This is a genomic window from Christiangramia fulva, assembly GCF_003024155.1.
In the GTDB taxonomy this organism is placed as follows: domain Bacteria; phylum Bacteroidota; class Bacteroidia; order Flavobacteriales; family Flavobacteriaceae; genus Christiangramia; species Christiangramia fulva.
This window is the reverse complement of record NZ_CP028136.1, coordinates 487727-503982: the sequence shown is the minus strand read 5'-3', so window position 1 is coordinate 503982 and position 16256 is coordinate 487727. Positions and strand designations below refer to the sequence as shown.

Below are 16256 nucleotides of genomic sequence, written 5' to 3'. Positions count from 1 at the left end.
GTTTAATAACCAATCGATCCAGAGCGAATACCGACTTCCAGTGCTTTTTGAAGTTGTTTAATAGCAAAACGGATTTTGGCATTGGGAATAGGGGGCAGACTTTGTACAGGCAGCTTAATCAGCTGCATGGCAAGTTTACGTTCAGAAACAGGTAAGCGCAGGAGTTTTGAATAATAAAGTTTTGGGTTATGCAAAAGATTTTTGCGGGAGCTATAAGCTTCTGCATAATTTCTACGATATCCGAATTGTTTATCAAACCGCTCTTCAGCTTTTTGAAAAAACAGGTCCCGGTCGAAGCCTCGTTTTATCGTACGTCCCTGAAGGACCACCTCTGAGGCTTTATATTTACTCCCGGGAGAGAGGCTGACGCTATTGGTGCGGTCTTTACGACTTACCACCAGGTGCACATGCGTTTGGGAACCGGGTTTCTGCATGCCCTGTTCGATTATCTTGCCTTCCAGTTTATGGGGCGCTTCTTTTTGCAAGCGCAGGATTTCTTTTTCCAGTTCTTTGATGGATCCTGTTAATTCTCCGCGGTCCACCTTACGGATATCATTTTGGAGTTTGGCGATACGATTAGAAAAAGGGGCATTCTCGCGGATTTCACGGTCGGTTCCTTTATAGGTGCGGGCATATTCTATTTTTGCAAAATACAGGACATCTGAGGACTGAATGGGCCTCCCGTTGATCTCCCTATTAAAACAGGAGGCATAATCTTTCATAAGGGATCGCACATAGGTTTTTAGCTTTTCAGGATCATTGCCAATATGTTGCAGTTCCCGCTGGGAAGGATTTACGGTTAAGGAATAGTAGCGGGGTTCCGTAGATTTTAATTTAGAAGTGTTGTGATCTATTGCGCGGACTACCTCCTTGGGTGAAATTCGCTCCTGGTCCTTAGAAAAGAAAAATTCCTGGTGATCCGGTTGAAGATCTTTGTTCTCTTTTTCCAGGTATTCGATAAAATCGGTGACGCTGGTGGAGAAGGAGTCACCGAGTTTTTGAGGACTAATCGTGATATACATGGTATTTAGATTTTAAATGGTTTATTTCCTGTGGAGATATGGTAATTTTAAGAAAGGGTTTTCCGAAAGTTGGTTGTACGGTTTTGATATGCCTGAGCAGCTTACGAATATCCTTATGATCAGGTTCTTTTGGTTTTAGGGGTACCGTGGTGGTTTTAGCATTTAAATTCTTAAAAGCTTCCTGGAAGGAACTAATATTCTTTTTAGGATTTTGTCCCGGCAATTCTTCAAAGAGCGCTTCCAGCATTCCTTTGGTGGGGATGGTTTGATTTTGTTCGATATCACGGATGATGGCCATAAGTGCATTAATCCTTTTTTTGATGACGGACTCGAGGGTCTGCATTCGTGGGCCCAGGGATTCAGTTGGTGCGATTTTATTAAACTCAAAAAATTCCAGCATCAAAAGCAGGGTCATGGAACGGGACCTGGATATTTCTTTACTGTACCGAATGAATTTTTCGGCTACAGAGCTTTTAAAACTCAGGTTTCTAAACTTTTCTTTTTTTAAAGAATCATCCATTTTGCGTGAAAAATTTGCCTGTTTATAGGGGCTGAGACAATTTTTGCGTGAAAAACTTCCCAACTTTTGATGTGTTTTATTTTAGATAGAACTAAAAGCGCCCATTTGAGTGCAACTCAAATGAAAAATGTTTCATAACCTCGCGTCGCGGGTTATCCTCTTGCTTTTCCTTTTTTGCCGGAGGCAAAAATTCAAAGCCTTTGGAAATTAGGATTTTCCAACTAAGCTAAAAGATTGAAAAGTCGCTTTTAAGAGTTTTCTAAGCGAAGAATTATGAGTTTTGCAGTAAAAACAGGAAAGGACTATTAAAAAGAAAAAGGGATCTTTAGTAAAAATCCCTTTCATAAATGAATAGTCGAACTTAAAAAACTATAGAATTGCTTCATCGGCAAAGGAAAAATAATCGCCGTCGGGAGTAATGATCAGGTGATCCAGTAGTTTTACATCCAGAAATTCCGATGCGTTTTTGATTTTTTTAGTGAGCTGTTTATCGGCCTGGCTGGGATGGAGGTTTCCGGAAGGATGATTATGGGCCACGATAATAGCTGTGGTCATAGATTTTAAAACTACGGCAAAAACAATACGCAGGTCAACAAGGGTGCCGGTAATGCCTCCCGTGGAGACTTCAAAAATTCCTTTAATCCGGTTGGCGTTATTGAGTAGCATTACTTTGAAGGTTTCCTGCAGCCCAATTCGGTCTTTGTCCCAGGAATTAAAAAACACCTCTTTGGCATCAAAAGAGGAACTGATTTTAGGGGCCTCTGCGATTTTAAAATTCCCGAGGTATTTGATCGAAATTTCGTTAACTTTGGTTTTCATAATTTACTCTTTTAAGGGTTAATTAAAAAGAGGGCGCTACCGTGAACAAGTCTCGCCCTCTTTATTTTTCATACATTATCATGATTCTCATCAAGGTTTTTGCTGCCGAGCAATAGAATTTCAGAAATCACTATTTCTGTTACATACCTTTTAACACCTTCCTTATCTTCATAGGATCTGGAAGAGAGTTTTCCGTCGATGGCAATTTCTTTGCCTTTACCTACGTGATTTTCGATGATCTCAGCGGTTTTTCCCCAAGCTACCAGGTTGTGCCATTGGGTTTCCTGAATTTTCTCTCCGCTGGTGGTGCGGTAATGGTCATTAGTGGCCATGGAGAAAGAAGCTACTTTCTTACCACTTTCAAGGTTTCGGATTTCGGGAGTGTTCCCTACGTTTCCGATGAGCTGTACTTTGTTTCTAATAGTACTCATGATTAAAGAATTTAAGATTAATAAAAAGTGTTCCCGTAAGTACCCACGGGTAGGTTTAAAAAATTTACTTTCTGTATCTGGAGCGTTTTTCCTTTTTTGATTTTGGAAATTTCTTGATCTGGAATTGATATGCAGTTGAAATGATTTCATGATGAAGATGTTAGAATTTACTTCCCGTAGTGCCATCGCTGTTATCCTTTTTTGATGCAGATACGATTCAACATTCAGAATTAGTCAAAGGGCATATAAAAAGGGAGTGCGTAGCCGAGTGGTTTATGCTGCCCGGCTAACTTCTGAATGTTGGTATTTTGCGTCTTAAAAAAGGAGAGGAGATGGCAAGGATGGTGTATTCAAATGAATGGAAAAACTGTAACTTTTATCAGACGATATACATCCAAATTGAAAATTCCTGAAAAAAGAATAATTATAGCTCGTAACTCCTAGTTTTGAAGATATTTATGAGAAGGGAATTTCCTCTAATTCTCTAAATGTATTCCATTAAAAAAAATCCACATGTGATTAAGAGTTTGAAACTTTTGGTGAACCAAATTAATGGTGGCATATTATTAGTAAGAAGATGCCCTAGATATCCAAATTGAGAATGATTTCCTCCTTTTGTCATTACAGTTGTGTGTTTTTGGGAAGTTTGACCTTATTTTCCATGACTTCTTCTAAACCGGAAAGACCACCATTTTGCGCTTACAATATAAGAGTGGGAATTTCTAAAGATGATAGATCAATATCACGGGGATGATAGGTGCCCATCAGAAATAACAGACGTTTCCTATCCTATTCAGGCTATATGGGGTGCAGATGGTCCATTTTTAAAACTTGAAGAAAAAGGACAGGAAATTAAAAAGGCTGCTGGCTTATCAAAAATTCACAAGTTGAGTTCCAAGCACTTTATACAGGAAGAAAAGCCCTTGGAAATTGTGGGAAAATTGGAAGAGATTATACAAGTATTCCAGCACCGACGGCCACAGTAGGCATATTAAAATTGATTCTCGTAGAATCAATTTAGGAATTTAAGGAGTACAATTTAATTTAAAGTCTAAAAAAATATCAGCCGGTAGTTGGTATATTGAAGCATAACCATTAGCTAAAATAACTATAAAATTCAAAGAGTAAAATTCATAAACCGGCAAATCTGTAAATTCACTATTGCGCCTGACGATATCTGGGATAGTTCCAATTCGTTAGGATATTTTATTCGCTGAGAGCTTTTTTCCATAATGAAAAACTATTATAAGCAATACACTTAAACCAAATAATGGCAAAAGAAGGCTTAAAAGAATTATTAAACCTATGACTACTTTACCAACTGTAAAATTTTTAGGTACTTTAGGTATTCCCCAACCCTTTTTGTCGCGTAAATAATAAGATAAAAAAGCAGAAAGGGATAATGTGAATAAGGCTATAGCTGTAAGAAGCATTAAATATTTATTCCAGGGTCCAAATTGGCCTTGATGAAAAGCCATAAACCATAATCGCCCTCGCATTAGCACACCGATGTCATTCCAATCATGAGAAACAATTTCCTTTCCTGAAAATTGGTCTAAATGATGTATTTCCAGGTAATGCGGATCGCCCACAGTATTAGAGACGGTAAAAACATCAGTTTTTTTGTAGGGAAGTCCAATATGAATTTCCCCTTTCAAATCCATTCCCTTTGCTATACCTATTACACTGTCTAAAGGAATAGTCTCTATTCCAAAAGATTTAGAATGAACATTTGTTGCCTGCCAGGTAACCGGGTACCCCGTATGGGTAACCTTTTGCATCCATTTGAAGTAGTCGCCAAAAACATCGGTCCAGGGCAAACCTCCCATTAAAATCATTAGTAAAAGAACAGAAAACCAGAATGCGGTTACGGCGTGCAAGTCCCGGAAAAAATTCCGTCTTCCTTCCTTTTTCCTGATGAGAAAAACACCTTTCAACGACCATTTCTTTTTTGGCCACCAAACATAAATTCCGGTTATAATTAGTACGATTAACCAGCAAGCTATCAATTCAACTATTTTGGTGCCAAATTTTCCCATTAGAAGTTCGCCGTGTAGCTTACGTACTTTAAACATCTTAGAATCTTTTTCTCTAATCTGGGCTAAAATATCACCGGAATAGGGATTAAGGTAAAGAGTAGATTTAGTGGCGAATTGTCCTGATGCAAATCTGGTAGCCTGAACATTATTTTTATTCAAAATAATTTCATCGGGCTTTTTACTGGATTTCTTCTGAACTACTTCCCACTGCTTTTGAAAGCTTAAAGGTTGGCCTTTTACCTCTTTTATCTGATTTATTTTTGCCAAATGTGGAGCTTCATAATTATCCTTAAAAAGATAAATTCCACCTGTAATAGAGAGAATGAGCACGAATGGAAGGGAAATTAATCCGGCTATTACGTGCCATCTCCAGAGCCAGCTGTTCAGTTTTTTATTTTTCATTTATTTCTTAAAAATTATATTTTACTCCCAGATGAAATGCTCTTGGATTTCCAATAGTATAACTGTTTTCTTTTCTATAAATATTATAAGAGGCCTCTACTGCATACAGGCTGTCGAAAATATTTAGAACCTGTCCCCAAAATTCAAACCTTTTTAAAGTATAACTCGCTTTAAGATTGAAAATGCTGTAGCCTTTATAGGTTGCCGTAGAGTGGCCCCCATCTTCGGAAATTACCTGTCCTTCAAAACTTGTATTATATCTTCCAACCATGGTATTATTAGCGCTAATATTCAGATGGGTTAAAAATGAAGGATGATAGGAAATTTCAGTAAAACTTGTATATCGTGGAGCCGTTTCTCTGTCTGTTCCTGAATAATCCACACCATTTTGAAAGAATTTGATGTAACGATGCCTTGCTAGACTTCCGCTGTGGGTAATTCTAAGCGATGAAACTGGAAAATAAGTTACTCCATATTCAATCCCATACGATCTGGTTTTTCCGGCATTGGTGTAATAAAATTCATCATTTCCATTTCGCAGACTTATTAAAGTATTTTTTCCATTTAGCATATAAAGAGCCAGGTCAAGTTTTACCCGCGATGGAAGATTAAAATATCCTCCCAATTCGTAGTTATTGTAATTACTGGGTTTTAAATCAAACACCCTGCCTCCCGCACCTACAAAACTATTGCGGTATAAATTGGAAGTCTCCGGCGGAGTAAAGCCTACCGCGTAATTTCCGTAGATCCCCAGCGCTTTTGAAAAATTATAGTTAAAACCAATTTTGGGAGACCAATTTTGGTATCTGGTAATAGCATCTTCCGGTCCTGCAACATCTTCTATAAGGTTATTATAATCGTACTGAAATTTATCGAACCTGATCGCCCCGGTTACTTTCAATTTCTGAATAGGACTAATTTCATATTGGGCATATCCCGCATAGTTTAAAATATTAGCGCGATAGTTCAAAAGAAAATTATTCTTATCGATTGTATAGCCGGTGTTCTTGTGTGTTTCAACATCCACCTGTACCTGGATAGGATTGGCAAAATATTTTTGCGGTGAATAATCTAACGAAACTCCCGTAATTAAGGTAGAATTCCAAAATTTAAAATCAGTTTTGTGCTGAATTATACCCACATAACTATTAAATCCATTGGAGTTTATTTCTCCAGATCCACTGCCGGTTAATTGACCCTGCTCACGAAATTGAGTAACTCTATAAGATGGGATTTGCCCCATGGTATTATCTCTAAAAATGAAATTAAAGGTTGTCTTGTTTTTGCTATTCCATTCTTTATCCAGCGTACTCCTTAAGCGCAGAGAATTATCGGTTCTATTGGTAAAAGTTTGGTCGCTAAGATACTCTCCTGTCCTAAAGTCATTTTCACCCAAAGAACCTGTCATATCACTCCGATAATTGATTAGATCCAGTACATTGGTCCATTCCAGGGAACTGGAAAAATTCACTTTAGATTTAAAAGTCAGACCAAATTTTTCATAATCGCTATATTCGATAGGCCCATTTTTCCTCTGTACATATTGCGATCCAACATAAAACCCCACTTTTTTGCCTAAGTATTGAGAATATTCAGCTTCATATCTGGAAAGCCCCAAATCGTTTAATTGAAATCCCAGGCTTCCGGAAGGGTTAAAAGTTGGATCTTGCGTAATAAAATTGAAGCTTGCTCCAATAGCCTCACTTCCATAAATGCTAGATGCAGGACCTTTTAAGACTTCTATTTTTTGAAGGGAAGTATTATTGATTTCCAATAACGAATTATGGTTGAAAACCGCGGTGGGTCTTATGGGAAGTCCATCTTCAAGATACAAAAAAATAGACCTGGTTGAAATTGGAGATCGAACCGACATAAAATGTTGTTCATTTCCGGCCGCTTTAGATGTGGACATAAAAACTCCGGGTACCTCATTTACTAATTGTTCCAATCCAAATGCCTTTGATTCCTGGATTTGCCTGGCCGATATGGTTGAAATAGAAGCAGGAACTTCCGATCGTTTTTGTAATTCTCTACTGGCCGAAATCACAACCTCCTCCAGGCCCGTTTGTGCCTCATTAAGAATAATTGTGTTAAACGTTTTAGTAAGTTTTGTGATTTTTGACTCGAATCCAACATAGCTTATTTTTACTTTATTGGTATTTCTGAGTAATATTTCAAAATTACCATCAAAATCTGCAACAACACCATTCTCCGGATTTTCAACCGAAGTTATGGTAGCTCCCGATAATCCCGCTTTATTTTCTGATATAACGCGGCCATAATATTTATTCTGGCCAAAGGCATTAATGCTTACAACAATGGCTGTAAGCATTATAAAAATTTTATTCATAATTATATTTTAATGCATACTCCTTTAGAGCGTCAATAAACGCTCTGTTTTTTTGTTCTGTATTATGCACTAAACTTTTGGAGGGGGGGAAGGTACAGTTTGAATTTGTGAGTAATCTTTGGGTAAAAATCTCCAATTATCGCAGCGGTAAAAATCGGAAATATATAGGCGAGATTTATAGGAATATTCCTGAAAAAATAGTGGGAGAAAACTTTCAGCCAGAATTGTATTTTGTTTTTTATCACTTTTAGATCCCAGTGATAATTCCTTCATTAAATGACATTTACCGTTGCAATGAAGTTCGGGCTTATTTTTATTGACGCAAAAGTTTCTGATAATTTCGCTCTGGTTCAGCTTAAAATAGGTTAAATAGGCAAATTCATATACAGGTCTCGCGGTAAAAGCGAAAAATAAAAATATGACTGCTATTTTTTTCATCATATTGGGTGTATGCAAAAGTAAAAAAAAATGGAGTTTCCACTTGATGGTTTCCTTTTATATCTTGCTTTTCTATAAGAGAATTTTTTTTATATTCACGTTAACGTATATTTCGGATTCAACTTTATTGTCTCAAAAAAGAATTACTGGAAATTGCAGAAAAGTTTGATCTCCCTAATATGCAAATTTTCAGTTTTCTTCAGAAAGTATACTTGAAGGATTAAATCCCGATACGAAGCTATTTTTACACCTATAAGCTTAGCTGAATAGCTGGCTTTCCACCACCTAGGTTAGCCTTTATCAAGGCTAAATCCAATAGCATCTCGGGGATGAATTTTTGTTGAAATGCTAAAAGAATATGCCTGATTTCTTCACTTTCTTTTTCTGGCATTATGATATGTTGAGTTTTAATTACGTTCTGTAAATTTTGTAACCCATTAGTAGAAAATACTACCAATTCCTGCTTCCGTTTTTCATAAGGAGGAGTTCCCACCATCGATTTAATTCTGTCCCAAATTTCCTGTAATAATTCAGGCCAATTTGCAATACCCCGGTAATACGATGAGATGAGCGGATAGTCATGAACTTCTTTAATAGAATCAAAAACATTTATGATATTTCCCCTTGTCTTCCCGGGATCTATCAAGGGTACTTTTTCTGTCCCCTTTACAATGCCAAAGGGAATTTTATAGTAATAATCATCTTCATTTTCAGGTTCTGATCTATTTCTCTTTTCAGCCCCGTAACTTAATTCATAAAAAAGACCTGTAATTATTAAAAGCTTTGGTAGAACATAAAAGATCGTATCATTAAAAGCTATTAACTGCTTTATTTTAGTCTGGTTTTTTAAAGACAATTCTGGAAAAGTGGAAAATTCGTTTATAAGAGCCATTTCACGGATTTCGTCCGCTTGTTTTTCAAATGCCATGGTACGCAAAACGGGGCTTACTTCTTTCCATCTTTGCTCCAGATAATCTGGATAGTTTGCTAAAATTCGAAAAATTGAATTAACTACAGGTACACGTAAAGTGTTCTGAATATCTTTATAAATGAGAGCCATTCTTGGACCTACTTTTTCGGGCATTAAATCCTGTTTTGTGGCCGCTAACTGCATCCCTCTTTTTATTTCTTCCTGAAGATCTTTATTTTTAAATTTCATAATCCTTTTTAATAGCCTTATATATCCCTACAAATCGTAATTATTAAGATCGTTCTCGTTATTTACATTCCTGAAAGCATTACAATAGTTTCCGATCCATTATTAGGTCCTAATTACATCGCACGGTGATTCTTGGTTCTTTTTTTAAGTGCTTCATAATTTTCTGCCGCCAATTCATCAATTTTTTTGGGATCCATAAAGTTTAATTCAATCTGTTTTTTTCTTTCCTCACCTCCTAAAATCACATTTATTTCTTCCGAAATTAACCCCTCTACAACCAGTTTTGCAACTTTTTCAGGTGAATCCATTTCATCAACTTCAGCTGTTTTCATCATGTTGGTATTAGTTGCCGAAGGATATACAGTCATTACGTGTATAGGATATTGGTAGAGTTCTCTTCTCATTGCATCAGAAAATTGTCTGACAGCCGCTTTTGTTGTAGCATAAACACTATAAAAGGGCATTGCAATGTAACCATAGCCGGATGAAATATTCACAATTGCACTTTGATGGCTTTGTTTTAAAAGTGGAAGGGATTTTTTGGTCAAGAGAATCAAACCGGTAAGATTTACGTTTATTTGCTGAATTATATCTTCCTGACTTACTTCAGAAAGTAAACCTGCACTAACCACACCAGCATTATTGATTAGTATATCCAATTCTTTCCAATTACTTTGTATAACGGTAATACATTTTTTCAAATCTTCTGTAGAAGATAAATCTCCTTTTAAAAGGAGAAATTGAGCAGAAGGGAAATCACTTTTTAACCGTTCTAGAGTGTTTAAGTTTCTTGCAAAAACAGCTATTTCTTTAACGCCATGATGAATTAATTCTTTTATTATAGCTTTTCCTATACCTGAATTGCCCCCTGTAATTAATACCTTTTTATTTTTAATGTGCATAAAAATCTAATTTTGATGATTTCTAAAAATAATACCCAATCAAGGAAAATAATGTCTTTTTTTTGACACTTAACAAAATTTTTGACCTTATCAGGAGCAAATTTCTTTATTTCCTTTCTCTCCAGAAATAAAACCTTAAACCAGTAATAAATAATATTACAGGAATAAAGCCTGAGATGAAAACCAAAATCCTTCCAGGTAATCCGACTATTTCCCCAATATGAACTGGATAAAATTGTAATGCTATTTGTTCACTCAAGGGGTCACTATAAAAAGAAGTGGAAGAAAGGACTTTTCCCATTTCATTTAATTTTAATTCCCTGGTTTTTCTCAGTCCTGGCACAATGAATCTGTTTTGAATATACCTAAACTGATATGCTGGATTTGAAGCTTCTGGAAAATAAATTGCACGGAGTGAATACCTTTTGTTAGGATTCTCCAGTAATTGATGAATATCAAGAGTGTTTTCTTGCGTTATTTTTTTATCCAGGCTGATATTTTGAAAGCTATCCAACACCTTTAAACCTTTCTTGTAATAAGTGTTATAAGTAAAATAGGCTCCGGAAAATGCTATTATCAGGAGCGGTATAAAAAAGAAAAATCCCAGGCTTTTATGAACATCGTAGTTAAACCTTTTTTTATTTCGTTTCCATTTAATTTTAATTCCTTTTTTAAAATTCAGGTTATATTTTTTCCACCATAGAAAAAATCCGGAGCTGAGGAGAAAAAGAAAAAATAAAATTGCACTTCCACCAACAATGTATTTTCCAATTTTAGGAATGCCGAGGCTACGATGGATCCTCAACAAATCTTCAAAAAATAATATAGACGCTGATTTTTCTCCTAAAAGCTCGCCAGTCCTGGGATGATAATAAAATGTTTTTCCATCCCTAAAAATAATAGAAATGCTTTGCTGTTCCCTGTAGGGGAGGAAAATTTTCCCTATTGAATCTTGATGAGTTTTATAAAGTGTCTGGGAAGTTTTTAAAAGTTTTTCTTCAGAAATATCATTGAAAGAATCTACATTCAGCAATTGCGGATTTAATGCGGCCATTATTTCAGGCTGCCATACATACAAAGCACCAGTAAGCCCTGAAATAGAAGCTATAAGGCCACAGGTCAATCCTAAATAAAGGTGAATTTTCCGGGCTATTTTTAAAGACAGATTCAAAAGATATGTTTATTCTTGAAGAAAAGCCGTTGCTTAAACATGTCAATGACTAAGCAACGGCAATCTCATATTTTAGAAATTATAAGTTAACCCAAGACGAGCATTAGCTCCTTCTCCTGCGACGGTAAAGGACCTTAATGGTGCCGCCCATTGTGACCGTGCAGGTAAATAGAATTCATTCAGAAGATTATTAATACCCAGAGAAATACCCAGGTTGTTTTTTATCTCGTAAGTCGCTGAAAGATTGACCAGCGTATATCCTTTTACCGGAAATTCAGTATGCCTGAAGACGAAATTTCCTTCCGCGTCCTGAAAAGGATCAAATCGGTTTCGATCCCCAAGGTGAATTACGTTTAAGGAGGTACTTAAGTCTTCGATTGGCCTCCAGGTGATATTCGCTGTGAATTTGGGAGCTGAAATCACATCTCCGCCAACATAGCTTAAGTTGTTTTCCTCTCCTTCAGGATGCTTTAGACCTTCTACATAAGAATAGGTAGCTCCTAAAAAAAGTTTGTTATTAGGAAAAGAATAATTTATGGCTAGCTCTCCACCGTATATTTTTTGTGGCTGTTCAGAAGGCACAAATGAATTTAGCTCATCACTAAAGACAACTCCGGTACCTAAATTTGAAGTACTATAATACCAAACGGCTTCTACACGCAAATTATTAAAGTTTGAAATAAATCCGAATTCATAATTATTGGTGACCGCCGGTTCTAACTGGATATTTTCGATACTTTCAGCTGTTGCAGATCTCAGAATAGACCCGAGATCGGCTATTGAAAATCCCTGGGAATAACTTATGTAGGGGATAAATTCCTGGTGCTCAATATATCGTAGTCCTAAATTGAAGGCAAGGTTGTCGAAGGCCAATTCTCCTCCCTGAACAGAAACAGATGGATTAAAGTTTCCATCTCCCTTAGGCGAATAGGGAAGGGTATTATAATCTGCAATATTCATTTTCAAATCGTCATAGCGCAGCCCGGCCTTGAATACCCATCTGTGGTCCAGCTTCAGGGTGGTTTGTAAATAAGGCGCAAAGCTCATCAATTCAATATTTGGCACCCAAAGCCTTCCGTCTAACAAGCCCTGATTGGTTCTATCCTTTAAAAGATCCAGCCCATAGATTAAAGAGATTTCTGAATTTCCATAGGAGTTGATTCGAGTATTGAAATTAGGCCTTAAGCCATATTTTTCTGAATTGACAACAGATTGGCCTCCATTTTCAAATTTATCAGAATAAAAGAAGATACTTTCCGCCTTAGAATAATAAAGATCGGTTACAAAATCTGTAGTTCCTGAAAAAATAGAGTTCAGGTTGTATTTTAACCGGCCATTTATCAGCTGGGAACCTGTTGGTTGTTCTCCAGGAATAGATCCATCAATACCATATCCAGGTTCTAAGGAATAATCTCCTTCCTCATTTAGAACCTGAATGTCCGCAAAAACTGGAATAAAAGGGGAGTCCTGGAGCGATTTATAGAGGTTTCCATTAAGTGTTAATTTCTGGTTTTCTGAAAGAAGATATTCTAGTTTAGCATAGGTACTGTAGATCTTGGTATTATCCAGGCCATAGGTTGGGAGAAGGGGAACACCATTAGCATCATATTTATTCCCAGTTTGTTCGAAACTTCCACTTACGTAATAATTGAATTTATTTAACTGACCGGTCAAAGATTGGTAAACTCCATACCCAAAGGCATCTTCTGTTTCGGAAAGCTGAGAAGTACCCCAAACATTACTGGTTCCACTGAATTTTTCTGAAGTATTTGGGTCTTTGGTAATATAATTTATAAAACCTCCATTTCCTCCATTTCCGAAAATAGAAGTAGCTCCTTTTATTACTTCAACTCTTTTGATATCATTTGGATTAATGCTTTTGATTCCCAATTGTCCATTCCGCAGGGGAGTGGATTGCGGAATTCCATCTACCATCACCAGTAATGACCGGCCTCTTAAAGTCTGTCCCCAGTTGGAAAAAGTTCCTGTGCTTACAGCAAGTCCGGGTACGGTATAAGCTAGGATTTCATTAATGTTCGATGTAAAGGTAGAAAATTCTTGAAGTTTCCCTGAATTTACAACCGTCACCGATGCGGGAATTTCTGAAAGATATTCAGGATTTCGGCTCGCAGATATAACTACCTCGTCAAGGTTTCCATAGTCATCTTGTAAGATAGTGTTATATTCTACTACCGAATTTGAGGTAAATTCCAGCTTTGCTTTTTTGGTTTGATATCCTAACATTCTTATTGTGACAGTCCAGATTCCCGGGGGTATATCCTTTAAATTATAAACTCCCTCGAAATTGGTAGTTGTCCCTTTCTGTAGTTCTTCCAGATATATCGTGGCGCCGGCAATAGGTTCATTTATATCATTTTTAATTTCCCCCTTTAGTTCAGATTGAGAAAACCCACACAGGCTAATAAGCAGGCAGACTGCTAAAGTAAAATATTTCATTATTATTATTTAGATTGATTAAAAATAGTGAAGCAAATATAGAATTTAATTTAATTTTTTACAGTTTGGTATTAATTTTTTATTTAAATACTTGCTTAAATAATAAATAAATTAATATATTCGTTTTTGTAAAAATTGAAATAGATGAAGACAGATTTAAATTGTACCCGGGTAGAGGCAAATTACACTCAAATTAACCAGTGTAAAGAAATGATCAATTCCTCAGCCGCAAGTTTTACCGGAATTAGCAAGATCCTTGCATTAGCAGGAAATGAAGTAAGGTTGAAAATTTTATTTCTTCTAGAAGAAGAAAGGGAACTTTGCCCATGTGATTTATCCGATATTTTGGGAATGAGCATACCGGCAGTTTCGCAACATCTTCGAAAATTAAAAGATGGCAATATTGTAGAAGGAAGACGGGAAGGGCAAACAATTTTTTATTCCTTAAAGAAAGAGAACTTAACAATGCTCCGGCCTTTTTTTAAACTCATTCTTGCTCATCCAGAAAAATCATTAGCATGAGTTTTCTAACCACCAATAAAGGGAAAAAACAGAACTACAGGGGTAAAGGAGCCACTGTTTCAGGAATATTTGCGGCATTAGCTGCCTCTTCCTGTTGTATTCCACCTGTAATCGCAGCTATCGCTGGAATTGGTGGTATAGCGGGCAGTTTATCATGGCTTGAGACCTATCGCCCTTATTTAATAGTGTTAGCCATTTTTGCCATAGGCTACGCCTGGTATAACTATTATCAGCGGCAAAAATCAGACGAGTGTTGTGCTATAAATGCAAAGCCAAAATGGTACCAAACCAAGACTTATTTATTAAGTGCCAGTCTTTTCGCAGCTTTAGCCGTCGCGTTTCCATATTACTCTGGTATTTTCTTCCCTTCTAATAATAAGGAGGTTGTTGTAGTAAATAATTCTGATTTGCAAAGCAATACTTTTAATATACAAGGGATGACGTGTAATGGTTGCGCCGCCCATGTGGAATCTGAGGTCAAAAAGCTACCAGGGATTTTCTTTGTTGATGCTATTTATGAGAAAGCATCTGCCAAAGTGGAATTTGACCGGACTAAGGTAAGTATTGGACAGATTGTCGCAGCCATTAATAGAACAGGTTATAAGGTGGTGAAGAAAAACTAATCCTTTTTTTGCCTTTTATATTTAAGAACTTGATTAAAAGATTATATATGAAAAAATATGATGTTTTTGTAATAGGATCAGGAATGGCGGGAATGACGGTCGCCAATAAATGTGCTGCAGGCGGACTGAAAGTTGGGATTACTGATGAATTAGCCTACGGCGGTACCTGTGCCCTCCGGGGTTGTGATCCAAAAAAGGTTATTATAGGAGCTACCGAAGTCCGTGATTTCGCTCATAGACTCAAGGGAATTGGAATAGATACTGTACCCCAGGTTAACTGGAAAGATATTATGGCATTTAAGCAATCTTTTGTAAATGACATGCCTCCAAAGATTGAAAAGGGATATAAGCAAAATGGCATCGATACTTATCATACCGCGGTAAAATTTATATCAGAAAATACACTTCAGCTTGGAAAAGATCACATAACAGCCAATAATTTTGTTATTGCCACTGGAGCCAAACCCAGAGAATTGACTTTTGAAGGCGGACATTTCGCCCTCTCCAGCACAGAATTTTTGAATATGAAGGATCTGCCAGGCTCAATGCTTTTTATTGGAGGCGGTTATATAGCTTTTGAATTTGCCCATATCGCAGCCCGTTGTGGTTCAAAAGTTACTATTGTTCACCGCGGAAAACATCCTCTGAAGAATTTCGAGCAGGACATTGTCAAACATCTGATTGATGCCACTAGAGACCTGGGAATTGAGCTTATATTAGAAACAGAGGTTCTGAAAATAGAAAAGAAAAATGATGATTATTTAGTAAGCGGCAAATCAGGCGAAACAATGTCAGAATTCAAAGTCGAGGCTGTATTCAATTCGGCAGGAAGACCCCCTGCTATTTTTGACCTTGACCTGGTGAAAGCAAATATCGCTTATTCCGAAAAAGGAATTGAAGTAAACAGCTTTTTGCAAAACACCACGAATAAAAAAATATATGCCGCAGGAGATTCAGCCGATACGAATGGGCTTCCGTTAACACCCATAGCGGTTATGGAAGGGCACATCGTGGCCTCAAATATCATTAAAGGAAATAAAAAAGAGGTGAATTATCCTCCTACACCATCGGTTGTATTTACACTGCCTGTGCTCACGGGTGTAGGTCTTACCGAAGAACAGGCCAGAAATAAAGAAGTCCAATATAAGGTAAATTATCAATCGGCCGAAAACTGGTTCAATGCCAAGAGGTTAAATGTTAAACAGTATGCATTTAAAACAATTATTGATAAAAATACCAACAGTCTTTTAGGTGCTCATATCATTGGTCCCAATGCCGAAGAGATCATAAATATATTTGCTATCGCTATAAAGACTGGAATCAAAGTTGCTGAATTAAAAAAAATGATCTACACCTATCCGACTATGGCTTCTGATATTCCACATATGGTTTAATAACAAA

The 16256-nt window shown here is 36.8% G+C and carries 14 protein-coding genes; 4 read left to right on the top strand and 10 right to left on the bottom strand.

Features of this window, described 5'->3' with window-relative positions; all coding sequences use genetic code 11:
- Positions 1-2: 2 nt before the first annotated feature.
- The 4 genes from mobB to C7S20_RS02460 all read right to left on the bottom strand — a co-directional run bounded on the left by mobB (position 3) and on the right by C7S20_RS02460 (position 2792).
- On the bottom strand, positions 3-1022 hold the full coding sequence (mobB, locus tag C7S20_RS02475) for a MobB family relaxase (protein ID WP_107010994.1): 1020 nt from the start codon (positions 1020-1022) through the stop codon (positions 3-5).
- Entirely contained in the window at positions 1006-1542 is a 537-nt protein-coding gene (locus tag C7S20_RS02470; protein ID WP_159039854.1) for a BfmA/BtgA family mobilization protein, read from the bottom strand. Before C7S20_RS02470 ends, mobB begins: the two co-directional genes overlap by 17 nt.
- 369 nt (positions 1543-1911) lie before the next feature.
- A complete protein-coding gene (locus tag C7S20_RS02465; RefSeq protein ID WP_107010992.1) occupies positions 1912-2361 on the bottom strand; it encodes a JAB domain-containing protein in 450 nt (149 codons plus the stop codon).
- Positions 2362-2429: 68 nt separating this feature from the next.
- On the bottom strand, positions 2430-2792 hold the full coding sequence (locus C7S20_RS02460; RefSeq protein WP_107014066.1) for a single-stranded DNA-binding protein: 363 nt from the start codon (positions 2790-2792) through the stop codon (positions 2430-2432).
- Between the two features lie 728 nt (positions 2793-3520).
- On the opposite strand from C7S20_RS02460, the gene C7S20_RS02455 reads away from it, so the two are divergent.
- A complete protein-coding gene (locus C7S20_RS02455; protein ID WP_193510788.1) occupies positions 3521-3778 on the top strand; it encodes a hypothetical protein in 258 nt (85 codons plus the stop codon).
- Between the two features lie 210 nt (positions 3779-3988).
- Here C7S20_RS02455 and C7S20_RS02450 read toward each other — a convergent pair whose 3' ends face one another.
- The 6 genes from C7S20_RS02450 to C7S20_RS02420 form a co-directional block, all read right to left on the bottom strand.
- On the bottom strand, positions 3989-5233 hold the full coding sequence (locus tag C7S20_RS02450; protein ID WP_107010991.1) for a PepSY-associated TM helix domain-containing protein: 1245 nt from the start codon (positions 5231-5233) through the stop codon (positions 3989-3991).
- A 7-nt stretch (positions 5234-5240) separates the two neighbouring features.
- Entirely contained in the window at positions 5241-7583 is a 2343-nt protein-coding gene (locus C7S20_RS02445; protein WP_107010990.1) for a TonB-dependent receptor, read from the bottom strand.
- Positions 7584-8271: 688 nt separating this feature from the next.
- Entirely contained in the window at positions 8272-9105 is an 834-nt protein-coding gene (locus C7S20_RS02435; protein WP_159039853.1) for a halocarboxylic acid dehydrogenase DehI family protein, read from the bottom strand.
- 188 nt (positions 9106-9293) lie between these two features.
- The gene (locus tag C7S20_RS02430) at positions 9294-10082 is read right to left on the bottom strand and encodes an SDR family NAD(P)-dependent oxidoreductase (protein WP_107010987.1); all 789 of its coding nucleotides are present in this window, start codon (positions 10080-10082) and stop codon (positions 9294-9296) included.
- A 106-nt stretch (positions 10083-10188) separates the two neighbouring features.
- The gene (locus C7S20_RS02425; protein WP_227009083.1) at positions 10189-11253 is read right to left on the bottom strand and encodes a PepSY-associated TM helix domain-containing protein; all 1065 of its coding nucleotides are present in this window, start codon (positions 11251-11253) and stop codon (positions 10189-10191) included.
- Between the two features lie 72 nt (positions 11254-11325).
- Complete coding sequence (locus C7S20_RS02420) at positions 11326-13710, bottom strand: TonB-dependent receptor (protein WP_107010986.1); 2385 nt, start codon at positions 13708-13710, stop codon at positions 11326-11328.
- Positions 13711-13854: 144 nt separating this feature from the next.
- On the opposite strand from C7S20_RS02420, the gene C7S20_RS02415 reads away from it, so the two are divergent.
- The 3 genes from C7S20_RS02415 to C7S20_RS02405 are packed head-to-tail and all read left to right on the top strand — an operon-like array spanning position 13855 to position 16249.
- On the top strand, positions 13855-14232 hold the full coding sequence (locus tag C7S20_RS02415) for an ArsR/SmtB family transcription factor (protein WP_107010985.1): 378 nt from the start codon (positions 13855-13857) through the stop codon (positions 14230-14232).
- On the top strand, positions 14229-14855 hold the full coding sequence (merTP, locus tag C7S20_RS02410; RefSeq protein WP_107010984.1) for a mercuric transport protein MerTP: 627 nt from the start codon (positions 14229-14231) through the stop codon (positions 14853-14855). Before C7S20_RS02415 ends, merTP begins: the two co-directional genes overlap by 4 nt.
- Positions 14856-14902: 47 nt before the next feature.
- A complete protein-coding gene (locus C7S20_RS02405) occupies positions 14903-16249 on the top strand; it encodes a dihydrolipoyl dehydrogenase family protein (RefSeq protein WP_107010983.1) in 1347 nt (448 codons plus the stop codon).
- The last annotated feature ends 7 nt before the right edge of the window (positions 16250-16256 follow it).